Below are 22,309 nucleotides of genomic sequence, written 5' to 3' on the forward strand. Positions count from 1 at the left end.
TTTTTATTTAGCCAGCCATTTCTCGAAATAATGGAAACTATGCCCCGCCGGGTGGTCTTCAATTTTGCCGAATTCGCGGAAGCCCATTTTTCTATAGAAGCCTGGAGCCTGGAAGCTGAACGTTTCCACAATCATTAACCGGCAATTCATTGAACGGGCATAAGCCTCTATTTGCTCCATCAATTGCCTGGCAATCCCCTGTTTCCGCTCGGCCTCATCCACCCACAAAAAATCGATGTGCATATGCTGCCAATAGATTGTGCCGGTAACACCGCCAATAATCTCTCCCGCATCGTTCCGCGCAATAAAGCTCATTTGTTCTTTCGGAGATTTCACCGCATCCGATAAGCTAGCCATATTGTGTTCAATGACTTTTGAACGGATGAATTCCCGGTTTTCCTGGATTTCCTGTTTAGTGATTTCCACTTCTTCTCCTCCTTTTTATAAGCCCTTCTATTCTCTCATTTGTTCTTCAGCTTGTGAACGATGCTTTGAATTTAGGTTTTAGCGGGTCGCGCAGAAGGGAATAATAACTTAACAAATTCTGTATATTGGGGGAAATTAAATGTTGGCTCATGCAAAAGAATCATCCACCGAGCGATGTGAAAACGAGTATGCTGCTTTACGCCGCGCCGTTCTCTGCCCTCCGCGTTTTATGGAAATCAAAGAAGTGATCAACGACGTACAGGAAAGTTACAAAGACGAGAACATCGATATCGAAAAAGCGATGGTTCAGCATGCCGCATTTGTGGATGCCCTGCAGAGAAATGGAGTAGATACATTATTGATCAAGCCAGTCCCCAAATTCCCTGAACAAGTTTTCACGCGGGATATCGGCTTTACAATCGGCGAAACAGTTTTTTTGGGGTCCATGGCTTCAGAGATCCGCCAAGGAGAAGAAGAAAATTTGAAGCACTTGCTTGAAGATCGCCGCATTCCATTTGAACGGCTTTCAGGCACGCCGATGGAAGGCGGTGATGTGCTGCTGGACCATAACAAAATATTTGTTGGCATCAGTTCCCGGACATCTGAACAAGCTATCCAGGAACTGCAACAGAAATTGCCGAATCATCATGTATTGCCAATTCCATTCAACGAGAAATATCTGCACCTTGACTGTGTCTTTAACATCCTGTCTCCTACAGAAGCCCTCATTTTTCCGGAAGCTTTAAGTTCCAAGACCATCAACCAGCTTTCAGAACATTACGATTTGATCCGCGTAAACCGCGAAGAGCAGTTTTCTCTCGGTGTGAATGTTTTGTCCATTGGGGACAAGCGTGTTTTCAGCCAGCCGCAAAATGTCGGAGTCAATCGCCAGCTCGCCTCGCGCGGTTATCAGGTTATTGAGGTCGATTTCTCGGAAATCATCAAATCAGGCGGCGCTTTTCGCTGCTGTACGATGCCGCTTGTCCGGGACTAACAAAAAACCTGGCTCACTATCATGAGCCAGGTTTTTTTGTTTATGGGGCTGATAAATCAGCCAGCATAATTGCAAGCATGCCTGTTTTTATGCCGTCCGGTTCTATCCGTTTACGGCCGCTTTTCGTTTCAAACCGGAAACAAATTCCTTCAGCAATTTTACGCCATCCGGCGTGCCGATGGATTCTGGATGAAACTGCAATCCGAACACGGGATAATCCCGATGTTTGATGGCCATAATGGAATTGTCATCCGTCGCGACAGCATTCACCTCAAAACATTCGGGCAGCGTTTCCGGTTCAAGCACGAGCGAATGGTAGCGCATCACCGGCAATGGCTGAGGCAAATGAGCGAACAAGCCTCGGTCGCTGTGTCTGACAGGCGATACTTTGCCATGCCGGATAACAGGGGCCTGCACCACATTTCCTCCAAACGCCGCTCCAAGCAGTTGGTGCCCTAAACAAACACCGAGAAGCGGAATCGACTGGCAGGCTGTTTGGATGAGCTTGATCGATTCCGGCAAAGCATCGGGATGTCCCGGCCCTGGCGATAAGATAATCGCTTCGGGTTTTTTTGCAAGAAGTTCAGCCACCGTCAAAGCGCCATAACGGACAACTTCCACTTCAACCCCCATTTCGGCAACAGCTTGATAAATATTGTACGTAAACGAATCATAATGATCGATTAGTAAAATCATCCGAACACCTCCGTTAATGAACGTGCTTTATGAAGCGTTTCTTCGTATTCTGCCTGCGGATCAGAGTCGTACACAATTCCCGCACCTGCTTGCACATGCACCTGCTCGCCTTTCATCACAAATGTCCTGATGGCAAGCGCGACATCCAAGTTGCCATTGAAGCCAAGATAGCCGATGGCGCCTCCGTAAACCCCGCGCCGGTCTTCTTCAAATTGCTGGATCAACTGCATGGCGCGGACTTTCGGTGCACCAGATACTGTCCCTGCAGGCAAGCAGGATACCAGCGCATCCAGCGGGTGCATTGCTTGGTTCAACTGCCCGGTCACTTCAGATACCAGGTGCATAACGTGCTGGTATTTCTCAATCGCCATGAATTTAGGGATGGCGACACTGCCAATCTCCGCAACGCGGCCGACGTCATTGCGGCTAAGATCAACCAGCATTTGATGTTCCGCCCGCTCTTTTTCATCGTTCGCCAATTCTGTGGCCAGCATATTGTCTTCCGCTTCCGTCTTGCCCCGTTTGCGCGTTCCGGCAATCGGATTGGTCACCATCTGCCCGTTTCGTATCGTCAACAAACTCTCAGGAGATGCGCCTACGACTGAATAATCATCAAATTCCACAAAAAACTGGTAAGGCGACGGATTCTGCTTGCGCAATTTGCGGTACAGCGTGAACGCATCCCCTTTATAGGTTGCGGACAAGCGCTGTGACAGCACCAACTGAAAAACATCGCCTTTGCGGATATGGTCCTTTGCCTGTTCCACTTGCGCACGGAATTTGGCCGCATCAGTTTCTGATTGGAATTGCAGCGGCTGTTGTTCTTCAAAGTTTGCAGTCTGTTCGGGCAAACTGAGCTCTTTTTCAATTTGATCCACTTTGTCTTCAAATGAAAGAATCGTTACATCGTTTTTCATATGATCGAATACAACAATTGTCTCGTATAAATGCAGATGCAAATCCGGCATTTCCAAACTGTTTTTTCTTGGTGCATCCACCGGTTCATATGCTTGAATCGCATCATATCCGATATAGCCGAGCGCCCCTCCAGTAAACGGCAGCCCTTCCACCTGCGCCTCATATGCCGGCATCCGGCTTTTCAGCAGCTCCAGCGGCTTACCGGCAAATTCCGTTTTGCTGCCTGTCCGGTAATCCATTTCGGTCAAGCTATTCCCGGTGCCGATAAAACTTTTTGACGGATCTGCTCCAATAAACGAATAACGTCCCGAAGCTGTCGTCTTCAGCGAACTTTCCAACAGACATTTCCGGGATCCGGTCAACCGGTTAAACACTGCAATCGGCGTTAAAGAATCTCCGTTGATTTTTCTCATCTTCATCTCTGCTCATCTCCTTATTGATAAAAAGCGAAAGCGGCCGATTCCTTTCGACACGCATAAGACACTCTGGCGAAGCGGCATTTTTATAGCCGGACAGCCGGAGGGGCCGATGCCCCGGGAATCTGGCCGCTGCAGCTGACTTACAAAACCCGCTGGACATTAAAAAAGCCCTCTGCCAGGAACAGAAACATTCCTTAGCAGAGGACGGATTGACCGCGGTACCACCTCACGTTAAAGCTGACACAGCTTTCCCTTGAATCCCCAGTAACGCGGGGAAAACGGACTCCGCTAATAAAATTTCACGGAATCTCTCATAAGTCCATTCACGCATATTCCCCGCCAGTTTCCACCTGCCACCGGCTCTCTTTGAGAGGATGATGATGCGCTACTCTTCTTATTCAACGATTTGCTCGGCTATGCTCAACTCAACTAGACTTTGGCGATGCCGCTCCCGGCATCTTCTACCATCCGTCCAAAAAGGTTGACCCTATCTTATGCGATATGGTGCTTCTTGTCAACAGAATTATTTCAGTTATTCGATAATTTTGTCATTAGGTGCATATATAAGGTATTCTAGTTATGAGGGGAAGTTCCAAAAAAAGACGAGGAGGAACAAAGATGAAAAAAAAGTATTCTTCTGTAGTGCTTACACTCTTAGCCGTACTATTGATTCTTTCTGGATGTGCCGGCGAAAGCACTAGCAACAGCAGCAGTGAAGGCGGGTCAAAAACGCAAATCAACTTTATGCACTGGCGTGGTGAAGACAAAGCCGTATTAGACGAAATCATTGCTGAATTTGAAAAAGAAAATCCGGACATCGCAGTTGAAATGACCATTTATCCATCCGACCAATACATGGCGACTGCCCAGCGGATGCTGCAGGAAGGTTCAACTGGAGATGTATTTGCATCATTTCCTGGCGCTCAATTTGAATCACTCCAAAGCGCTGGAGTCTTTGAGGACTTAAGCGGAGAAGCATTTGTTTCCAACTTTGACGAAAACTTGATCAGTGTTGGCCAACTAGACGGCAAACAGCTGGCTCTTCCTTATCAGCTGGTATTCAATATGCCAATTTACAATAAAGCGATGTTTGAAGAACTGGGACTTGAAGTTCCAAAAAGCTGGTCCGAATTCCAAGCACTTTGCGACACTTTGCTTGAAAACGGCATAACGCCTATCGCTTTCCCAGGTGCGGATATCGGTCCAAACCAGTTTATGAACAGCATGATGATGAACAATGCTCCTGACGAAGATATCTTCGCCAAATTGCAAAGCGGCGAAGAGAAACTGACCAACGAATGGTGGGTTAAAACGCTGGAGGACTTCCAATTGCTTGAAGAAAAAGGCTATATCCAAGAAAATGCGCTTGGCACCAACCAGGATTCCGCAATGCAAATGGTAGCGAACGAAGAAGCGGCGATGCTTGCAACCGGTTCTTACCACATGGCTTCTCTGATCGGCCTGAATCCGGAGCTGGAGCTGGATTTGCTTGCTCCTATCACAGTGGAAGAAAGCGAAGCTGTATATGAAGGCATCAATACCGCGACATTCATGCTAGCTGTCAACAGCAATTCCGAGAAAAAAGAACAAGCGAAAAAGTTCGTTGAATTTCTTAGCCAGCCGGAAATCGCTTCCAAGTATGCGAACGAAACCGGTCAGCATTTGACGGTTAACGACGTCAATTACGAATCTGAAGTTCTAAAAAATACAGCATACTGGATTGATGAAAGAAAAACGAGATTCCAACCTCGCTTTTTAATCACAAACGCACAAGTTGAAGATGCTGTACTTAGCTCGATTGAAGACGTATTGGGCGGAGCAGACCCAATGGACGCAGCAGCGGCTGCCCAGAAAATCGTAGACGAAAACAGGGAATGATTGCATGAAAATTTCAAAATCCATTTATTTATTTTTTATACCAGGGTTGATCCTCTATAGTATTTTCTTTCTTTTCCCTACTTTAAGCGCGCTGTTTTATTCGTTCACCAATTGGGACGGCTTTAGCCCGTCCTACCAGTTTGTCGGACTGGATAACTACGACCGCGCGTTTACGGGAGATTCAATATTCCGGAAAACGATTGGAAATAACTTGAAGTTTATGTTAGTCGTGGTTGTTTTCCAGACTATTGTGGCCCTGGCTTTTGCAGTGATTGTATTGAAGAATACCAAAACGACCATCTTTTTGCGGGCGCTGTACTTTTTTCCGACGATTTTATCGTCTGTTTCAGTCGCGTTCATCTGGTCATTCATCTACGATCCTTCGCTCGGCATTTTGAACCAGCTTCTGGAGTTGGTCGGGCTCGGTTTCTTGGCCCAGAACTGGCTCGGGAACGCTAATATCGCCATTTATTCACTGGCGATAACCCAAGTGTGGTTCCACGCCGGCCAAATGCTCATCATCTTTGTAGCAGGGCTGCAAGCAATTCCGCAAGACCTGTACGAAGTAGCGAAAATTGAAGGAGCAAGCAAATGGCAGACGTTCAGAAAAGTGACGTGGCCGTTGCTTGCCCCTTCCGCTACAATTGTTGTGGCATATACGACCATCCAGTCATTCAAAGCTTTCGACCTGGTCTTCGCCATGACTCGAGGCGGCCCGAACAACTCCACTGAAATCATCGCAACTTATATTTACGAAGTGGCTTTCAGAGGCTTTCAGTTCGGCTACGCCAGCGCCATTTCAGTTATATTCATGGTCATTATCGCCATCATTACGTTTTTGCAATTCAAAGCACTGCGATCGGACCGCATATCTTATTAATGAAAGGAGGACAACAATGTGCTTTTTCGAAAATTCGCTCTTGCCGTCTATGCATTGTTGATCTTAATTCCATTGCTGGTCGTTGTGCTGACTTCTGTTAAGACACTTCAGCAAACGTTCGCCAACCCACTAGGAATCCCAGAGGGCGGACTGCAATTCAGTAATTACGTCAACATTTTCCAAGAACAGACGATGGCCGGTTATTTCATGAACAGCTCCATCGTTACGTTATTCTCCGTTGCGTTCACGCTGCTTTTTGCGGCTATGGTCGCCTACGGCATCACCCGGCTCAACAATTGGCTGGGCAATCTTTTGTTCTTGTTATTCACGCTGGGCATGATGGTTCCAGCCCAAGTGAGCATGGTGCCTCTTTATTCGCTGATGCTTGATTTGAATTTGACGAATAGTCTGGTCGGGCTGATTCTCGTTAATATCGCGACAACATTGCCTATTGCGGTTTTTATCCTGACCGGCTTTATGAAGACGCTGCCGAAAGAACTTTTCGAAGCTTCAACGATGGACGGGGCAGGAAATTGGAAAGTGTTCACCAGTATCGTCATTCCCCTTTCCTTGCCGTCATTGTCGGCAACTGCCATATTCTTGTTCGTCATGCATTGGAACGATTTGCTGTATCCGCTTTTGTTCATCACGGACAACGCGTATAAAACTTTGCCGCTTGCCTTGCTTGAATTCCAAGGGCAATACGCCACCAATTACCCGATGCTTTTTACAGGAGTTATTATCGCTTCAGCCCCGATGGTTGTGGCATACATTTTCCTTCAACGATTCTTTGTCGCCGGCATGACTGCAGGCGCGGTAAAAGGCTAAACAAAAAGCTGGTGTTCCGCTTTCAACAAAGCGGTACATCAGCTTTTTTGTTACCATAATACCGGTTTGTCCACCATGAACCAAAGCATCAGCAGCAAGAGAAAAATATAGATCCATAAGGAGCGATTCAGTTTTTTGACGAGTGCCGCTTGATCGGCTTTTGGTTCCTCAAACTTCCTCAGTACGGGCGTAAATGCACGGGCGAGGAAAAAAATTGATGCAAACATGACCGCAAGCGTCAAGACAACCCATGATGCCGACCATTGCCATGCGCTTTGCCAGATGAGCAAGGCGCCGCTGGCCACCAAGGCATGGCCGGCATGTTTGACAAGGCGGGTAGCCGATTTGAATGTGGCAATGTGCGCCTGCAGAACCTCGCCTTGTGCCGCCCCTATCCGCTTGACCAACGGAACCAGCACAAAGAAGGGGCCGATTGATAGAATGGCGCTCATGATATGGACATACAATAAAATAGAGTACATCGCTTATTCCCCGGATACCGGAATGAATTCATGGACCCAGACTTTCATATCGGGTGTCCATGGCATGCCTGGATGAAAAGACAAAATCGTTTGCTTATAAGCTTCAACGTCTGCATAGCCTTCCTGCGAAGCCATTTCATCCGTCAGCTCACCGAGAGTTTGCCTATAGACCCGCTCCACCTTGAATTTCCGACCTTCTAAAATCATAATCTCCCCAATATCCGCATATCGCCCGTTGCGGCGGGTTGCTGTTTTTTTTCCGGCCAATACTTTTTCCACATCTTTTTTGTTCGTGACCAATCGCTCGATGCTGCAAGTTTTCGGCGGCATTCCGCTGTTTAACGTTTCTGGCATTGTTTACCCAACCCTTCCATAATTCTTATAACATTATAGCGGATAAATGCTGGAACCTGAGCATTTCTTGTAGTAAAAAAGGATCCTCCCAAAATTGAAGCGAATAAAACAAAAAGAGCCGATTTGTTAAAGGAGGAAACGCTTTGTTTATCCGCAGTTTTGAAAGCCCGGGCATTCGCGGCCAAAAAGGGGGCGATTTGACCCACGCCGACTGCATTGCTCATAGCAAAGGCTAAAGCCGTTCTCTTTAACAGCTAAAAAGGATTCAAAAGCAGCAAGCTTTCGAATCCCTTTCCCATTCTATTTCTTCAATTCGTAGTGCAGCTGGGCAAACTGCCCGAACTGCCGGACGCTCTTCAAGCGGTAATCAATCTGAAAGTCGAGTTCTTGGAACAGCGGGATGCCCTTGCCGATAAGCGTTGGCGCAATGGATATAATAAATTCATCAATTAGCTTTTCTTTCAAGAAGCCATGGAGGAGACTGCCTCCTCCAACTACCCATATGTCTTTTCCCGGCTCCCGCCTCAGCCTTTCTGCAAAGGGCAATATCTCTTCATCTGTATACTTAACATTTTCTTTTCGGCCGTGTTCTGTTGTGGAAAAAACATAGCATTCCTTATCGGGATATGGATCCTTTCCGCCTTCCGCCTCCATTACCCAGTCGTATGTGCGCCGGCCCATCACCACCGTATCAATGGTTTTTATAAATTCCCCGTAACCCGCGTCGCCTTCTCCCTCGACTTTGAACAGCCACTCCAGCGAATCATCTTCTGTCGCGATATACCCGTCCAGGCTGATTGCGATATAACACACGATTCTGCGTTGATTTGGCAATTTCCTTTCCCTCCTTGCTTAATATATCCATGGATGAGAATCAGATGGAATTCTATTCAATAAAAAGAAGCTCCGTAATGATGGATAACCTTTTTGGTATGTACACAGATGGGTGAAGGCAGCTGGTCCAGTGCAAAAAAATCCATTTGCAGCGACTCTTCTTCATCTTCTAAAGAGAGCGGGGTTCGGATATCGGTACAACGGTAATTGATCGTCAAAGAATACAGCTGATCGCCATTCGGCATTTCTTGGAAGTATTTCTTGCCAGAAAAAATACCCAGCAAGCTCAATTCGCCAATTTCAATCCCCGTTTCTTCTTTGACTCCCCGCCGTCCGGCTTCTTCAGCTGTTTCCCCCAGCTCCATAAAGCTCATGGGCAAAGACCAATTGCCATCTTCCCTTTTTATCAGCAGGATGTATCCTCTTCTATCCAATACAACAAGCGAGGTTTTGACAGCCAACAAGGGATCATTGCCGACTTTCTCCCTCAAATTTTCGATATAGCGCATAATACCCCTCCTCCCTTTTCATCCATAAGTTTTGCCGAAAATAATAAATTGATTATTCCGTTAATTTTATCACAACTTGTTTTATTTGGCAGTACTGATGCGGTAGATGTTGAAGAAGAAAAAGAGATAGTTTTTGACATTGGCCGAAATTAGTTTTACGGTTGAAGAAATCAATGGAGCGGAGGTACATATATGAAAAAAATTGTAATTGTTTCAGATACCCATATTCCAATGCGCGCAAAAAAGCTGCCTCAAACCTTAGTCGACGCTTGCCAGAAAGCAGATTTTATCATCCATGCCGGAGATTGGCAGACGCTCGATGTGTATTATGAGTTCGCAGCTTATGCAGAAACCGACGGTGTTACTGGAAATGTGGATCCATGGGAAATTTCAGACCGTTTCGGCAAAAGCAAAATTTTAACTTTCGATGATCTTCGCATTGGCGTAGTCCATGGCGATGGCATCCGCCAAACAACCGAACAACGGGCATTGGATACATTCCGGGATGAAAAGGTGGATATTATCGTTTTTGGCCACTCCCACATCCCGGTAATGCGCGAAGTGGATGGCATCATATTGTTCAACCCCGGTTCCCCTACTGACAAACGTATGCAGCCCCAATATTCTTTCGGTGTGCTCGAAATCGGAGAATCATGGGAGTTGAAACACATTTTTTTTGATAAAAAAAACTGAAAACTCGGGCCCCGATCAAAGTGGGCCCGAGTTTTTTTGACAGTCTTGCATCAATACAAAACCTAGTTGTTTCAATGCGGTTTCAAGATTGGCTTCGATTAAGACACCTTTCAAGCTAGAGGCAAAGTGCGGAACTTTCAGTGCCATAAACGGCTGCATGCCTGTAATAACAGGAGTAACACCAATCAACTTTAAAATGTCAATCAGTTTCAGCAAATATTCGCCTACCGCTGCGTTGATGTGGGAAACTCCAGAAACATCAATGACCAAATACTCCAGATCTTTTTCTCCCGCTTTTACAAGCATATGATCGATGATTGTTTGCGCCCGCTGTGCCGTGATTTCACCGATGACTGGAAAAATAGCCAATCCTTTTGTAACAGGGACAAGCGGCGATGAAAGGGTCTGGATTTGGTTGTTCGCCTTTTCGAGTTCCAAAACGTATGTCAGCAGCGAAGACATCGCTTCAAACGCGTATAAATGTTCTTCTGTAAATTCGAAAGATTGATTGTCCAACCCGCAAATTGTTCCGTAAACTTCTCCGTCCTCATAGTAGACAGGAATCCCAATAAAAGAGCCATTGCCAAACTGCGCAGCAATCTCCAACGACTCCGTCAATGTGCTTGCTGCAATATCATCAATGACCAACGGCGCTTCCCCGTAGTTAAGGCTAAGGCTGCAAAATGTATTTTCCAGCGGCAAAGAACTGCCTTCTACAACAAGTTCTTCGCTCACGTTTCGGGATTTGACAATTTCATTTGTTTTGCCATCGTTTTTAGCGATGAACAATGTATTAATTTTCAATTGCTTGCTGAGCATTTCCAAAATGTGTTCAGCCGCTTCATCAAAATTGCGGAAGCTTCGTTTTCTTTTCTGTTCTTGTGAAGCCATTGGTTCATTCCTCCTACTGCAAATTGCTCGTAAAACTTTTCCAGCATTCTTTTAAACATACTATTGGTTTTTCATTTTTGCAAACAGCACTTGTTTTCATTTTCACCATGGAACTTTTTACCGGGAGAAGGTTCGCCCAATTTAAGAAAGGGTATAGCATATTAACCCACTTTGGAGGTGAAAGCAGTTGTTACCGAACTCCCTTGAAATCGATTTGTTGCAACAATCGGACACGGTTATTGACTTTACTTGGACCTATACCGGCGATGCGTGCCGTGTAACACGTGATGAAGAAGTAATCTATACCGGAACTCAAAATTCCTTGAAAGATGAAAATTTGCAGCGCGGCGAATTGTATACGTATACCATCGAACGGTTGAACGGCGAAGGCAAACCAATCGAACAAATCAAAATGCAGACAGGCACCGAAAACCATGTCGAGAATTTCGTTAACCGCCTGCAGCAAATTGCTGTGACAACCATCTTATCCAAGTCAAAAATTATACTTGCATGGGGTGCCATTGATGGCATTGAGCAATTTGAGGTTTACCGTAATGGTGAAGTGATAGACACCGTCGATAAAAACCAATTCACAGACCGCACGGCGGAAATGGATCAATCTTATACGTACTGGATTCGCGGCAAGCGTCCACTGGAAAAATCCGAAGAAAGCTTTAAAACCGAAAAGTCTGCGATTGCACGAGTCTTCGGGTTGTTAAATGTGAAGTCCTCTCAGGAAAAAGCGGCAGAAGAAGAGTTTTGGATAACAAAGAAGATAGGAAGCCGCAACCGGTTGCTTGCTGAAAAAGAAAAGCCTAAAACTGACTTGCAGTATCCAATTTGGCACTTCCGTTATACCACATTTCTGCCGCAGGAATTTTTGCCAAGCCCTAATCCATTGTCTCCCAACCGCTATTTTTCCGGAGATGGACGCAGTTTCGATCCAGAGTCCAAGGATTATCGCACACAAGTGAATTTCTCTCTTGAGCTAACAGAAGGCGGAGCCGTGCTCGAATATGAAAAAGATGTAGGCACAAGCATTGCCTATGACTGGCGCAAAAAATTCCGAAAAGCTGATGTCGCCTCATCAGAAGGCATCGTATTGGAGAAAGTGAAGGAAGACCCGCACAAAGTTTCGCTTTCTTTGAAGCACAGTGTCGGAAATCCGCTCACTCCTTCACCAAACATTGATTATGAAATTTCAGCGACTTTCTATAGGGATGGCCATTATGATATTATCGGCATCCATGACCAGGCGCCCAATCATGAAGTATATTTGCGAACGGGCAAAAACAGCGAATGGGAGCAAATCCATGAAGCTGAAAGCAAAGGGCTTGCCTGGATGTCAGACGCGATTGCAAGCCAATATTGGCGCATTTCCACATTCGAGTAACGAAATGCGCGCATAAAAACAATCCGAAACGTCTCTGCTGTTTCGGATTGTTTGCTGTTATTTGTCTAAAAATCTTTTGCGGATGTGTGGAGGCGGCAGCATGCAGCTATTTAGTTTCCCAAACACTTTATAGCGGTTTCTGGCAAATGTATCATAGGCGCCATCCCTTATAAAACGAGGCACCGATTTCAAATAGAAAGCCAGTTTCCATAACCCGGTCAAGTGATGCGAAATTCTCAAAGCGCCTTCCGACTTGATATAGGCTTGTCCGTTCTCAATCAAAACCAGGCTGTCAACATCGTCCGGTATTTGATGCTCTTTTCTAAGTTCTCTTCCGACATCGCTTTGCAGGGACGCAAAATGGTAATAGCCTGCTGGGTCATGGTTTATGATGAACTGGACACTCGAGTCGCAGAAGTTGCAATCTCCGTCAAACAGCACAATGGCATGTTCCATTTTCTCTCCTCCTTTGAAGTGGACTTATTATTATTTATAAATAACCTCTTTCAAGCCCGTTAAAACACCGCTCTTCCAGAAATCGGCGAAGTGCCTTGATGAAAATCAATTTCCATCCATTGGAACGCTTTTCAGACAGAACTGCAGCGAGACCTTTTCCCGGTTGGCTGTTGAAGAAAGCGCATGGCTGCATGGCCCTTCACACCACTCCAACATCCAGCTGCAGAGCCTACATTTCCTGGGAAATAACCTCCCATTACTAGAGGGTCCGATTTCTCCTCTCCTAATCCATTCATCCATAAAAAAAACCTTGGCTTTCAAAAGCCAAGGGCTAATTCAATCTTTGCTTTTTTCTTCATAAAAATCTTCCATATCTTCATCGTCTCCAGGCTGATCTTGAGGGCCATCGGAAGAGCCGAATTCTTCAACATCCTGGAAGTTGTCTGTAAAGTCTCTCAGCCGATCATCTTCTTGCGTTACCGGATCTGAAGTATCTCCTGTTAGAATATCTTCTTCTGGCGGACGGCTCGTCAAATCCGGCTCCTGATCCGCATGGTCAATGCACGTCAAAGCCGTTGGTATAGCTTCAAGCCGCTCAAACGGAATTTCTTTTCCGCATTCTGTGCATTTGCCATATGTTCCAGCTTCGATTGCCGCCAAAGCCGCCTTGGTATCGTCAAGCTCTTCCTCCTTGAACTGCGTGAGCGCCATGCCCCGTTCCATATCAAACAAGTCCGTCCCGGCGTCGCCAGGGTGGTTATCGTAATTGGAAAGTTCGGTAGTATCGAATTCTTCTTTATGCTGAACGCGTCTTTCAAGTGATTTCAATTGATCGGTCAATTGATCCTTCAACTGGTTTAGTTGCTTATCCGTCATTATTATTCCTCCTTAAAAACTCGCTTGTTTTGTATATTTCCTATTTTTAAGAAGTCAAACCTGGCTAACCTCTGGCTCAATGTTCATCAAAGCGTTCAAGCAAGCTGCATAAATATTCATCCAATCGATGCCTGACCAATTCATCTGACAGACCGGTCATTCCAAATTCAATCCATCCGGCATATACTGACGGCGGACCGTCAAGGATATCGATCAAAGAGAGCAAGTCCCAATACGGATGGTAACCAAACGATGCGCCCGCGTAACGTTGGTATGCCGACAAAAATCGGTCCGCCACCGACACGCCATAAAGCTGCGCCAAATTGACACGGCAATGGCCCACATCAACCCCTGCCGGTCCAAGGCAAGCATTGACCCAATCCACTACTCCGCTCACCTTTTCTCCCTCCCATAAGACATTAGATGGATGATAGTCCCGATGGATGAAAGACAGTTTTGTCTGCGGACGGACACCGGCCACTATATAAAAAGCCCGCATCCATTCATCCGGCACTTTTGACCATAAAGGCTTTTCCATCGTTAAAGCATCATTATAGGAAAAGTACTCAAATGGAAAACTTTCCTCATTCGTCTGATGGATTTTTGCCAGAGCCATAGCCAAGCCATCAATCCACTGATCCTCTTTGGCTGGCTGCAATCTCACAGCGCCTCTGATTTTAGTCATTAATGTTGCCGGGAATCCGCACTTCTTCCCGGTCTCATCATAAGCGACCAACCGAGGCGCAGTAATGCCGCTGCCACTCATGTGCCGCAAGCTTTGGGCTTCATGCTGCGCCAGATCCGGTTCTTGAGCAAGCCATTCTTTGTTCGAGAACAAACGCAAAACATAACTGGCCGTCTCACCGCTACAGTAAACCGTGATTTCCCGCAATGTTGAAGACGTCCCTCCGGCAAGAGGCTGGACATGGCGGATTTCCGCGTCTTCACCGATAGACTCCACTATCCAGTCACTGATTTTTTCAGGCAACCGGATCGGTTCCTTAGTTCCCATCTTTTTTCTCTCCCGTCCGTTTGTTTCTTGCTCATTGACTAGCTTTGAAATCACTTCCAGCGTCATCAAGCTTCTTAACCGCACTCTGCTGTTCTGCTGTAATGCTCCGCTTTTAGCCATACCCCGACTGTTCCTAAAATACTCCAGTTTATAAGCGGAAAAACGCTTTGTCATTGAAACTACAGCGTTTACCCAATTTTCGAATAGGAATGTTTACAGGAAGAAAGTTTTGTTTTTGGAAGACGGAATGTTGCCGCCATACCTATGAAAAACGAATTAAGGAAGAAGTTGAAGTGATGTGAGTTAAACGCCCTATTCCAAGAGCTAAAGAATTGGACAATCCATAGCCACTTATTGAAGAAGGCTTCTGTTTTATGCAAGCTGCAGGCGAGCGCTTGAATCTGATGTTTTCGAAACCTGTTTAACGGCCAAAAAGTTCGCGTTGGCATCGCTGTGCCGGCAAATGGATGACCGTCATGGCGATGCAGCCGTTCTTCAAATATTTCATTGAAAATATCAGCTATACTGTACCGGAACAGGATTTAGAGCACCATATGTCACGCATGCCGACGATGCCGAAAAGCCGGTGTATCATCAGTAAAGCCCAGCAGCCGTCAGAACATAAGTAAAAGCCGAATTGACAGGGAATCCAAAGTCTTATAGTATGGGTTAGTAAAACCAAATCACCCGGTATCGGGAGAGGTTCATAGCATTTTACCCTCTATAAAAAACTATGGATTGTTGAAACTCAGCCAAATCCAGATGCGATTTGGCTTTTTCTTTTGTCCGTTATTATTTTTTATAGGGCGCTCTCAAACCGGCATTATAAGGAGGCCTTTTCAATGGCAGGAAGAAACGAAGAAACATTAGACCACTTATCACTTCTCGGCAATCAAAACACAAAATATAAATTTGAATACGATCCGGATATCCTTGAGCCGATCGATAATTTGCATACACGGGACTATTTTGTAAAGTTCAATTGCCCAGAATTCACTTCACTTTGCCCGCAGACCGGCCAACCGGATTTCGCGACAATTTACTTGAGCTTTATTCCTGATAAAAAGCTGGTAGAAAGCAAGTCGTTGAAGCTCTACTTGTTCAGCTTCCGCAATCACGGCGATTTCCATGAAGACGTTGTCAACATCATTATGAATGATTTGATCAAATTGATGGATCCCCGCTACATTGAAGTCTGGGGCAAATTTACACCGCGCGGCGGCTTGTCGATCGATCCTTATACCAATTACGGCAAACCGGGAACAAAATATGAAGAAATGGCTTCTTACCGCATGATGAACCACGATATGTATCCGGAAACCATCACGAACCGTTAAACCCATCAATAAAATCAAAAAAGCCGGAAGCATTGGAGCTTCCGGCTTTTTTTTGCAATATACAGTTTACGCTTTTTGAAGCTCTGATACTGTCGGCTGTTCTGTAAGCTTTTTCGTTTTCATGACGATCAAATCGGCAAGAATCGGAAGATGGTCGGATACGGCTGTATCCATCACCGCTGTTTGGGCAACATCAAATTCGTCGTCCATGAAAATGTAGTCAATGCGCGTAACCGGTTTTAACAGTTCCCCGGCAGCTTCATTTTTATAAGAAGCAGGATACGTATACGCATCCCCTCTTTTCATCTTTAAAAAGACATCTGAAAACTCTTTTTTCATTTTCTTCATTTGGATATGGTCAGGTGCCGCATTGAAATCCCCGGCAATAATCCGAGGGAAGCGGTCATTGCCCGCTATATCAAGAAGTTCATTTATGCTGACTTCCAGTTCTTCGTCCTTAAAAGCTAGATGGGTATTATAAACACTGATATAAGACCCTTTCACTTCAATGACCGCTTTCAGTATGCCTCGCTGTTCGTTATGTCCAATCGGAGTGATCACTTGGCGCAAAAGGTGATTTTCAAAATACTTGATCGGATATTTGCTTAAAATTGCGTTTCCATACTGGGGTCTCGGCATATCGGGCGCTTCAGGCTCCAAATCCAATGTTGCCCCGAATGCTGCATGCATCCCCAATCGTCTGCTCAGCCAATCCACTTGATCGACAAAGGAACTACGTGCTGAAAAATGGCGGTCTACTTCTTGCAAGGCTATAATGCCAGCGCAGGAATCTTCAATCACTGAAGCCGTTTTCTCCAAATCTACAGTACCATCCATTCCCAAACCATGAGCGATATTGAACGACATTACTTTAACAGAAACGATTGGAGCCATTTTCTTTTCAGCCACTATAATCCTCTCCCTTTCGAATAAAACAAATCACAGGCTAGAGTGCTATAGTTATCATTATAGCAAAGAAAACATGAAAATGTATTTACTTTATGTAAATTATATGAATATTTTATTAACTTTTCGTTAATATCTAAATGAGTCTAAATAATTAGACCCATTTTCTTTTACAACCTTACAAGTGGCTGAAACCTGTATAGAATTGGATCGAATCTCGCAAAAACCGTGCGGTTCCCGGTTGGCCCTTATCGTAATAGGCGCTGAACCGTTCATCTTCGACATACATTTGAGCAAGGCCTGCGTGTGCTTCTTTGGTGTATTCGGGCCATGTATACATCAACCATTGTTTGTGAAGGCTAGCCGCTTTTTGTGCAATGGGGCTTTTGGGATCTCCAGCTTTGAACGCTTCCGCCAGTACAGCTTGAAGTTCTTTTTCCAAACGGGTAAATTCCGTATATTGCCCTTCTGTCATATTGAGCATATGAGCGTTTGATGCATCAACTATGTCATCTCCGTATTTCTCCCGAACTTCTTGCCCATACTGCTTTTCATTGTCATCAATCAGCTTTTGTTTGAAGCCTTCAAATTTCTTGTTGTCAGCCATTTCACTCTTCCCTTCTGCTGCGGAAATAGTATTTTCCACATTATTGATCAAGAGGTCAAGCTGCCGGCGTTTAGCGAGAAGCTGTTCCAAGTGCTGTCTTAAAGCAGCGGAACTGTCGAACAATGGGTCATTGACTATTTTCTTGATATGGTCCAAATCCAATCCTAACTCCCGGTAAAAAAGGATGTGCTGCAGCTTGGCCACTTCATTTTTCCCATAGATGCGATATCCGGATGAATTTTTTCTGGCCGGCTTCAACATTCCGATTTCATCATAATATCGCAGCGTCCGTGCGCTGACTCCCGCTATTTCCCCCAGTTTTTGAACGGTGTACTCCATTTCATCACCTCCCGGCAACTTAACTCTACACCTTTACGCAACGTCAAGGTCAAGTGAGATTTCATGTTAATTGCTGCCCGTGAACAAGCAATTGTTTCGTTCCGGTTCCCTTGGCATTTACAGAAGCGGCATCTCCATTTCCTGGCTTTCCTGTTTAGTATGCTGCATCCTGCTTTTTATCCCTGGGCAGCCATAATCCGGCAAGCCCGATGATCGGCAAGAATGAAACGATGACCATCGTTTCGTAGACACCGATCGCATCCATCAGCATGCCGATTACGACACCGCCGATCGCCCCCATGCCAAAAGCCAAACCAACGGTCAGCCCGGACATCGTCCCGATTTTACTCGGCACCAATTCCTGGGCATATACGACGGTCACTGAGAAGCTCAGCATAATGAAAAAGCCGATGAGCGCAAGCAAGACGGCAACTGCAAAGAGCGGAACATACGGCAGCACTGCCGCAAGTGGTATCGGCACAAGAAGCGACAGCACAATGACATTTTTCCGGCCGACTTTATCCGCTAATGGCCCGCCAAAAAACGTGCCCACCGCACCGACAGCTAAAAACAGAAAAACATATAATTGCCCTTGCTGAATCGTCAGGCTGTATGTTTCCATCAAATGAAAAATATAAAAGCTGGTCATGTTCGTTACATAAAACGAACGGGCGAAAATGATGATCAGCAACAGTGCAAGCGCTGCCCCTACTTGCTTTCTAGTCATTTTCGGCAATGAAGAAAGAATGGTTTTTTTCTGTTTTTCCAGTTTTTCCTGAGCTAGCCGTTCCTTGTACCAAAAAGAAATCCGCATCAAAATAAAAATGCCGATAGCTGCGACGATTAAAAACAATGCGGCGCCCCTCTGTCCAAGCGGCACAAGGATGAATGCGCTGATCAATGGCGCGAGTGCTTGCCCAGAGTTGCCTCCGACCTGGTAGATTGACTGGGACAATCCCCGTTTTGATTCTGCAGCCATGAATGATACACGGGAACCTTCAGGATGGAAAATAGCTGATCCAAAACCTAGGAATATCACCGCTACAAGAATCATCCAGTATTCAGGAGCGAACGCCAAACCCGCTATTCCAAGAAATGAACTTGTCATACCGATTGGCAAGGCGAAAGGCATGGGCTTCCGGTCGCTGATATAGCCAACCACCGGCTGCAAAACAGAGGCCACCATATTCAATGCAAACGCAATGAGCCCCAATTGCGTATAGGTCAAGCCAAGATCAGCTTCTAAAATAGGAAACATTGCCGGAATGACTGCTTGGAGCGAATCATTCAGCAAATGGCATGCGCCTATTGCAAACATAATCGAATAAACCGGATTTCCCGCTGCTTGAGAAGAAATTGCTTTTGCCATGGCAGTGCCTCCAATAAACTTTTATAGAATGCTTCCATTATAGAACAATTCCTGCCGGCCAGAAATCCTCAGTACTTTTTGTCCCATGCAAAAAACACTTGCGGAAGTGATTCCACAAGTGTTTCTTAAATGGCTTGGGCTTTTTGCCAATTTTTCAGCCGGTGATCCAAAATGAAATTTCCGAACGGGATAAATGCCGATATGATTGCGCCAGCTGCAAAGCGCAAAGGCCATTTCACTGCAAATGTGGCATAAACAATCGCTGCGCAATAAAGGGTAAACAGTCCGCCGTGGATAGCTCCTACTACGCTGACCACTTCCGGCAAATCAAAACCATATTTTAACGGCATGGCGATAAACAGCAAAACCAAAAGCGAAATTCCTTCCAAAAATCCCATAAATCGAAATTGTCCGAGTGCATTCTTAAACATCCATTACCCCTCCCAATCTAGTATCCATTATAAAAGCGGCGGGGCTGGCATGTACAGTTTTCCAGCAGGAAGTTATACAAAAAAATTCGCATGCCTTCAATGTTTCGCCATAGTTTGTCGAACCATGTTTCAGCGGAAGGGAAAATGTGCCAAAACAAAACCATAAACTTACTGCAGTTTTACGAACAGCACTTTCAGATAATCGCCTTCTTTGAATTCTTTTTGCACGCGAAAATCACTCGGCAAAGTAAATTCTTCCACAATGGTGTATTTCTTCCCTAAGTCTTTGAACGCTTTATCGATAAACCCTTTGAACTTTTTCATGCCAAAAGAAGCACTGTTTGTTGAAGCGACAATGACGCCATCATCCTCTGTAATTTCAATCGCTTCCTTCATCAAATTCGTATAGTCTTTTGCCGAGCTGAATGTATATTTTTTTGAACGCGCAAAGCTTGGAGGATCTAGGATGACCAAATCAAATTTCATTTCTTTGCGCTTCGCATAGTTGAAGTAATTGAAAACATCCATGACGAGAATGTCATGGCTTTCATAATCGATGTTGTTGACACTGAACTGTTCGATTGTTTTGCTGGAGCTGCGCTTTGCCAAATCGACGCTTGTGGTTTTCACGGCTCCGCCGATGGCCGCTGCGACTGAGAACGCACCCGTATACGAAAACGTATTCAACACTGTTTTTCCCTTGGCGTATTTTTCTTTTATTTTATTGCGCACATCGCGTTGATCGAGGAAGATTCCGGTCATTGCGCCGTCATTCAAATAGACGGCATAATGGATGTTGTTTTCCTTGACGATCAACGGAAAATCACCGCGCCCTCCCGCCACGAAATCGTCTTCTTCAATATACTGCCCTTTTGTATCAAATCGTTTTTTCTGGTAAATGCCCTTGAAATCCACGAGGTTTTTTAGAGCTGCAATAACTTCTTCTTTAAACGTATACATGCCTTCACTGTACCAGCTGAGCATGTAATAGCCGTCGAAGTAATCGACCGTCAGTCCCCCAAACCCGTCGCCTTCCCCATTAAAAACCCGGAAAGCTGTTGTCGAGGGGTTGTCAAAAAAGGATTCCCGCTTTGCAAGAGCCTCTGCCAGTTTTTCTTGAATAAAATTCTGGTCGATCGCATCATGCTCATTGCGCGTCAGGACCCAGCCGTATCCCTTGTTCTGTTTGCCGAAATAGCCTTTGGCGATAAAACGGCCCTGCTTGTCCGTCAATCGTAAAATCGCGCCTTCTGCCCTAATGGCTTCAATGTTTTCCACTGATTCTTTGGTAATCAGCGGGTAGCCTTTAGCAAAGTCCGCTTTGAATTTGTCATTCACTTTTATCGAAATTTCCGTTTTCATCATTCTCATCCTATCTGTAGAACCCTTTAATCTTATACCCAGTGTAATACAAAGCGCCTTTCTTTTATACCGATTGCTTTTATGGATGCTCTCTGAACGCTTTTAGCCCATATAAAAAGCGTTTTGCATTTCTGCAAAACGCATATCTTATGCTTGAATCCATTCCCAAGCCTTTTCCATCTCGGTCAATGTAAAATGCTCGGTTTTGACGCCCGGCAAGTATCCACTCGCTTCGGTAAGGCCTTTAAGCCATTTGTTGTCGCTCACAACAGCCATTTTCCCATACTGGCTCCACCGCTTCACATCAATTTTCACTTCTTCGGCTACAGCTTTAAAAGCCGCCCCATCAAAATCATAGACAACTGCATATACGTTAAACTTCCCGTCTTCTTCGAACTTCTCCTGAATCACTTTGTCCAGTTTTTCCAAATCTTCTTTTTTCACTTTGCCGTTTACTTCAACTGCAATTGTATGGAAATCCTTGCTAGGAACCAACGTCAACATGCGCACACTCCTCCTTTCATCTTGAAAACTTACCATTCTTCTTCCCTATCATTGCGGCTTCAAACAAGCATACATTTCCCTATTCTTCTATGAAGATACGATATATTGCATAAAACAACCTTTTTGAATAGTTAAAATTGGTGTATACTGGATGTAGCATATAAAAGAAGAAAGGGGAAACTGCAATGCCGGTCCCAGTAAATCACCCGAAACCTGTCCGTGTTACTGCAAAAGAAAGTGCATACCTGCAATTACAGCAATGGATTATAGATGGCACGCTGCAACCCGATGAGAAATTGGTAGATACCGACTTAGCACAAGCGTTAAGCTTAAGCAGAACCCCTATTCGTGAAGCCCTGCAGCTTCTTGAAGCACAAGGTTTTGTTGAAATGTTTCCTGGCAAGACGACGCGTGTAACAAAAGTACACAAGGAAGATATTGTCCACCTCCTCCCTCCTGTAGCGGTGCTCCAAGCTTTGGCAGCAGAACTGGCGATTCCGAACATGGACAGCCAGTCGTTTGACATGCTGAAAGAAACCAACAAACGGTTTGCCCGGGCGATAAAAGCGGACGACAACTTCTCTGCTCTCAAGATTGACGAAGAGTTTCACCAGCTGATTGTAGATGCTGCACAAAATCCTTATGTGCACAATATGCTTGACCACTTGCAATCACATGTCAGAAGGCAGTTTTTCCATAACTCACTGATTTTGACCGCCGGTTCGTATGATACGCACGAAAGGATCATCCGCGCCCTTGAAGAAAAGGATGCCGCAGAAGTATCACGATTGATGAAGGCCAATTGGATTAGAACAATCGACGAATTGACTGCTCCAGCAAATGCTTAATGCGTACAATAGAAAAAGCTGTTCCAAAACCTCGGTTTTGGAACAGCTTTTTTTGAAGCCGACCCGA

The 22,309-nt window shown here is 45.3% G+C and carries 26 protein-coding genes, 1 riboswitch and 1 other annotated feature; of the genes, 9 read left to right on the top strand and 17 right to left on the bottom strand.

Annotated elements, in window-relative coordinates:
- Positions 1-3: 3 nt before the first annotated feature.
- Complete coding sequence (locus tag FQV30_RS15420; RefSeq protein ID WP_146501039.1) at positions 4-426, bottom strand: GNAT family N-acetyltransferase; 423 nt, start codon at positions 424-426, stop codon at positions 4-6.
- A gap of 139 nt (positions 427-565) precedes the next feature.
- Here FQV30_RS15420 and FQV30_RS15425 point away from each other — a divergent pair, with 139 nt between their 5' ends.
- Positions 566-1,420, top strand: coding sequence for a dimethylarginine dimethylaminohydrolase family protein (locus FQV30_RS15425; RefSeq protein WP_146501040.1), 855 nt, complete (start codon positions 566-568; stop codon positions 1,418-1,420).
- Positions 1,421-1,522: 102 nt separating this feature from the next.
- Here FQV30_RS15425 and FQV30_RS15430 read toward each other — a convergent pair whose 3' ends face one another.
- Complete coding sequence (locus FQV30_RS15430) at positions 1,523-2,116, bottom strand: anthranilate synthase component II (RefSeq protein ID WP_146501041.1); 594 nt, start codon at positions 2,114-2,116, stop codon at positions 1,523-1,525.
- On the bottom strand, positions 2,113-3,453 hold the full coding sequence (gene trpE, locus FQV30_RS15435) for an anthranilate synthase component I (protein WP_146501042.1): 1,341 nt from the start codon (positions 3,451-3,453) through the stop codon (positions 2,113-2,115). The genes FQV30_RS15430 and trpE overlap by 4 nt, the downstream gene beginning before the upstream one ends.
- 197 nt (positions 3,454-3,650) lie before the next feature.
- Positions 3,651-3,864, bottom strand: a binding site (T-box leader).
- A gap of 207 nt (positions 3,865-4,071) precedes the next feature.
- Here trpE and FQV30_RS15440 point away from each other — a divergent pair.
- From FQV30_RS15440 to FQV30_RS15450, 3 genes are read left to right on the top strand one after another with little or no spacing between them, the layout of a single operon-like run.
- The gene (locus tag FQV30_RS15440; protein ID WP_146501043.1) at positions 4,072-5,331 is read left to right on the top strand and encodes an ABC transporter substrate-binding protein; all 1,260 of its coding nucleotides are present in this window, start codon (positions 4,072-4,074) and stop codon (positions 5,329-5,331) included.
- A gap of 4 nt (positions 5,332-5,335) precedes the next feature.
- Positions 5,336-6,211, top strand: coding sequence for a carbohydrate ABC transporter permease (locus FQV30_RS15445; RefSeq protein ID WP_146501044.1), 876 nt, complete (start codon positions 5,336-5,338; stop codon positions 6,209-6,211).
- 18 nt (positions 6,212-6,229) lie between these two features.
- Complete coding sequence (locus FQV30_RS15450) at positions 6,230-7,039, top strand: carbohydrate ABC transporter permease (protein ID WP_146501045.1); 810 nt, start codon at positions 6,230-6,232, stop codon at positions 7,037-7,039.
- 50 nt (positions 7,040-7,089) lie between these two features.
- Here FQV30_RS15450 and FQV30_RS15455 read toward each other — a convergent pair whose 3' ends face one another.
- From FQV30_RS15455 to FQV30_RS15475, 4 genes are all read right to left on the bottom strand, one after another.
- Positions 7,090-7,521 (bottom strand): hypothetical protein, encoded by a 432-nt coding sequence (locus tag FQV30_RS15455; RefSeq protein WP_146501046.1) that lies wholly within the window; start codon positions 7,519-7,521, stop codon positions 7,090-7,092.
- A 3-nt stretch (positions 7,522-7,524) separates the two neighbouring features.
- Positions 7,525-7,875, bottom strand: coding sequence for an ASCH domain-containing protein (locus tag FQV30_RS15460; RefSeq protein WP_146501047.1), 351 nt, complete (start codon positions 7,873-7,875; stop codon positions 7,525-7,527).
- 300 nt (positions 7,876-8,175) lie between these two features.
- Positions 8,176-8,709, bottom strand: coding sequence for a dihydrofolate reductase family protein (locus FQV30_RS15470; protein ID WP_146501049.1), 534 nt, complete (start codon positions 8,707-8,709; stop codon positions 8,176-8,178).
- A 56-nt stretch (positions 8,710-8,765) separates the two neighbouring features.
- Entirely contained in the window at positions 8,766-9,218 is a 453-nt protein-coding gene (locus FQV30_RS15475; protein WP_146501050.1) for an NUDIX hydrolase, read from the bottom strand.
- A 192-nt stretch (positions 9,219-9,410) separates the two neighbouring features.
- Between FQV30_RS15475 and FQV30_RS15480 the strand changes: the two genes are divergently transcribed.
- Complete coding sequence (locus tag FQV30_RS15480) at positions 9,411-9,911, top strand: metallophosphoesterase family protein (protein ID WP_146501051.1); 501 nt, start codon at positions 9,411-9,413, stop codon at positions 9,909-9,911.
- 15 nt (positions 9,912-9,926) lie between these two features.
- On the opposite strand, the gene FQV30_RS15485 is transcribed toward FQV30_RS15480, so the two are convergent.
- Positions 9,927-10,802, bottom strand: a complete 876-nt coding sequence (locus FQV30_RS15485; RefSeq protein WP_146501052.1) for an STAS domain-containing protein — start codon at positions 10,800-10,802, stop codon at positions 9,927-9,929.
- Positions 10,803-10,989: 187 nt separating this feature from the next.
- Here FQV30_RS15485 and FQV30_RS15490 point away from each other — a divergent pair, with 187 nt between their 5' ends.
- Entirely contained in the window at positions 10,990-12,195 is a 1,206-nt protein-coding gene (locus FQV30_RS15490) for a DUF3238 domain-containing protein (RefSeq protein WP_146501053.1), read from the top strand.
- A 57-nt stretch (positions 12,196-12,252) separates the two neighbouring features.
- On the opposite strand, the gene FQV30_RS15495 is transcribed toward FQV30_RS15490, so the two are convergent.
- From FQV30_RS15495 to FQV30_RS15505, 3 genes are all read right to left on the bottom strand, one after another.
- Positions 12,253-12,651 carry a thiol-disulfide oxidoreductase DCC family protein gene (locus FQV30_RS15495; RefSeq protein ID WP_146501054.1) on the bottom strand — a complete coding sequence of 133 codons (399 nt, stop codon included), beginning with the start codon at positions 12,649-12,651 and terminating at the stop codon, positions 12,253-12,255.
- A 336-nt stretch (positions 12,652-12,987) separates the two neighbouring features.
- Positions 12,988-13,527: a TraR/DksA C4-type zinc finger protein gene (locus tag FQV30_RS15500; RefSeq protein ID WP_146501055.1), complete on the bottom strand. Its 540-nt coding sequence runs from the start codon at positions 13,525-13,527 to the stop codon at positions 12,988-12,990.
- 76 nt (positions 13,528-13,603) lie between these two features.
- Positions 13,604-14,659, bottom strand: coding sequence for an aminoglycoside phosphotransferase family protein (locus tag FQV30_RS15505; RefSeq protein ID WP_255473493.1), 1,056 nt, complete (start codon positions 14,657-14,659; stop codon positions 13,604-13,606).
- 356 nt (positions 14,660-15,015) lie between these two features.
- Here FQV30_RS15505 and FQV30_RS18035 point away from each other — a divergent pair, with 356 nt between their 5' ends.
- Complete coding sequence (locus FQV30_RS18035) at positions 15,016-15,168, top strand: hypothetical protein (protein ID WP_186725680.1); 153 nt, start codon at positions 15,016-15,018, stop codon at positions 15,166-15,168.
- 64 nt (positions 15,169-15,232) lie between these two features.
- A riboswitch (PreQ1 riboswitch) is annotated at positions 15,233-15,280 on the top strand.
- A 101-nt stretch (positions 15,281-15,381) separates the two neighbouring features.
- Positions 15,382-15,876 (top strand): preQ(1) synthase, encoded by a 495-nt coding sequence (gene queF / locus FQV30_RS15510; RefSeq protein WP_146501056.1) that lies wholly within the window; start codon positions 15,382-15,384, stop codon positions 15,874-15,876.
- Between the two features lie 66 nt (positions 15,877-15,942).
- On the opposite strand, the gene FQV30_RS15515 is transcribed toward queF, so the two are convergent.
- The 6 genes from FQV30_RS15515 to FQV30_RS15540 form a co-directional block, all read right to left on the bottom strand.
- Complete coding sequence (locus tag FQV30_RS15515; protein ID WP_255473494.1) at positions 15,943-16,785, bottom strand: endonuclease/exonuclease/phosphatase family protein; 843 nt, start codon at positions 16,783-16,785, stop codon at positions 15,943-15,945.
- Positions 16,786-16,960: 175 nt separating this feature from the next.
- Positions 16,961-17,728: a MerR family transcriptional regulator gene (locus tag FQV30_RS15520; protein ID WP_146501058.1), complete on the bottom strand. Its 768-nt coding sequence runs from the start codon at positions 17,726-17,728 to the stop codon at positions 16,961-16,963.
- Positions 17,729-17,882: 154 nt separating this feature from the next.
- Entirely contained in the window at positions 17,883-19,097 is a 1,215-nt protein-coding gene (locus FQV30_RS15525; protein ID WP_146501059.1) for an MFS transporter, read from the bottom strand.
- 125 nt (positions 19,098-19,222) lie between these two features.
- Positions 19,223-19,528: a DUF3817 domain-containing protein gene (locus FQV30_RS15530; RefSeq protein ID WP_146501060.1), complete on the bottom strand. Its 306-nt coding sequence runs from the start codon at positions 19,526-19,528 to the stop codon at positions 19,223-19,225.
- 168 nt (positions 19,529-19,696) lie between these two features.
- A complete protein-coding gene (locus FQV30_RS15535; protein WP_146501061.1) occupies positions 19,697-20,890 on the bottom strand; it encodes a class I SAM-dependent rRNA methyltransferase in 1,194 nt (397 codons plus the stop codon).
- 147 nt (positions 20,891-21,037) lie between these two features.
- Positions 21,038-21,394: a SpoIIAA family protein gene (locus FQV30_RS15540; RefSeq protein WP_186725681.1), complete on the bottom strand. Its 357-nt coding sequence runs from the start codon at positions 21,392-21,394 to the stop codon at positions 21,038-21,040.
- A gap of 185 nt (positions 21,395-21,579) precedes the next feature.
- Here FQV30_RS15540 and FQV30_RS15545 point away from each other — a divergent pair, with 185 nt between their 5' ends.
- Positions 21,580-22,242, top strand: coding sequence for a GntR family transcriptional regulator (locus tag FQV30_RS15545; protein ID WP_146501063.1), 663 nt, complete (start codon positions 21,580-21,582; stop codon positions 22,240-22,242).
- Positions 22,243-22,309 lie beyond the last annotated feature (67 nt).

The organism is Planomicrobium sp. CPCC 101110, assembly GCF_007859395.1.
Lineage (GTDB): Bacteria > Bacillota > Bacilli > Bacillales_A > Planococcaceae > Planococcus.

Excerpts from the sequence above, each read along its gene's own strand:
- FQV30_RS15480 (WP_146501051.1), top strand. The coding sequence starts at position 9,411 with ATGAAAAAAATTGTAATTGTTTCAGATACCCATATTCCAATGCGCGCA.
- FQV30_RS15485 (WP_146501052.1), bottom strand. The coding sequence starts at position 10,802 with ATGGCTTCACAAGAACAGAAAAGAAAACGAAGCTTCCGCAATTTTGAT.
- FQV30_RS15460 (WP_146501047.1), bottom strand. The coding sequence starts at position 7,875 with ATGCCAGAAACGTTAAACAGCGGAATGCCGCCGAAAACTTGCAGCATC.
- FQV30_RS15540 (WP_186725681.1), bottom strand. The coding sequence starts at position 21,394 with ATGTTGACGTTGGTTCCTAGCAAGGATTTCCATACAATTGCAGTTGAA.
- trpE (WP_146501042.1), bottom strand. The coding sequence starts at position 3,453 with ATGAAGATGAGAAAAATCAACGGAGATTCTTTAACGCCGATTGCAGTG.
- FQV30_RS15525 (WP_146501059.1), bottom strand. The coding sequence starts at position 19,097 with ATGGCAAAAGCAATTTCTTCTCAAGCAGCGGGAAATCCGGTTTATTCG.
- FQV30_RS15535 (WP_146501061.1), bottom strand. The coding sequence starts at position 20,890 with ATGAAAACGGAAATTTCGATAAAAGTGAATGACAAATTCAAAGCGGAC.
- FQV30_RS15495 (WP_146501054.1), bottom strand. The coding sequence starts at position 12,651 with ATGGAACATGCCATTGTGCTGTTTGACGGAGATTGCAACTTCTGCGAC.
- FQV30_RS15430 (WP_146501041.1), bottom strand. The coding sequence starts at position 2,116 with ATGATTTTACTAATCGATCATTATGATTCGTTTACGTACAATATTTAT.
- FQV30_RS15445 (WP_146501044.1), top strand. The coding sequence starts at position 5,336 with ATGAAAATTTCAAAATCCATTTATTTATTTTTTATACCAGGGTTGATC.
- FQV30_RS18035 (WP_186725680.1), top strand. The coding sequence starts at position 15,016 with ATGGCGATGCAGCCGTTCTTCAAATATTTCATTGAAAATATCAGCTAT.
- FQV30_RS15530 (WP_146501060.1), bottom strand. The coding sequence starts at position 19,528 with ATGTTTAAGAATGCACTCGGACAATTTCGATTTATGGGATTTTTGGAA.
- queF (WP_146501056.1), top strand. The coding sequence starts at position 15,382 with ATGGCAGGAAGAAACGAAGAAACATTAGACCACTTATCACTTCTCGGC.
- FQV30_RS15505 (WP_255473493.1), bottom strand. The coding sequence starts at position 14,659 with ATGGCTAAAAGCGGAGCATTACAGCAGAACAGCAGAGTGCGGTTAAGA.
- FQV30_RS15475 (WP_146501050.1), bottom strand. The coding sequence starts at position 9,218 with ATGCGCTATATCGAAAATTTGAGGGAGAAAGTCGGCAATGATCCCTTG.
- FQV30_RS15455 (WP_146501046.1), bottom strand. The coding sequence starts at position 7,521 with ATGTACTCTATTTTATTGTATGTCCATATCATGAGCGCCATTCTATCA.
- FQV30_RS15545 (WP_146501063.1), top strand. The coding sequence starts at position 21,580 with ATGCCGGTCCCAGTAAATCACCCGAAACCTGTCCGTGTTACTGCAAAA.
- FQV30_RS15500 (WP_146501055.1), bottom strand. The coding sequence starts at position 13,527 with ATGACGGATAAGCAACTAAACCAGTTGAAGGATCAATTGACCGATCAA.
- FQV30_RS15425 (WP_146501040.1), top strand. The coding sequence starts at position 566 with ATGTTGGCTCATGCAAAAGAATCATCCACCGAGCGATGTGAAAACGAG.
- FQV30_RS15440 (WP_146501043.1), top strand. The coding sequence starts at position 4,072 with ATGAAAAAAAAGTATTCTTCTGTAGTGCTTACACTCTTAGCCGTACTA.
- FQV30_RS15520 (WP_146501058.1), bottom strand. The coding sequence starts at position 17,728 with ATGGAGTACACCGTTCAAAAACTGGGGGAAATAGCGGGAGTCAGCGCA.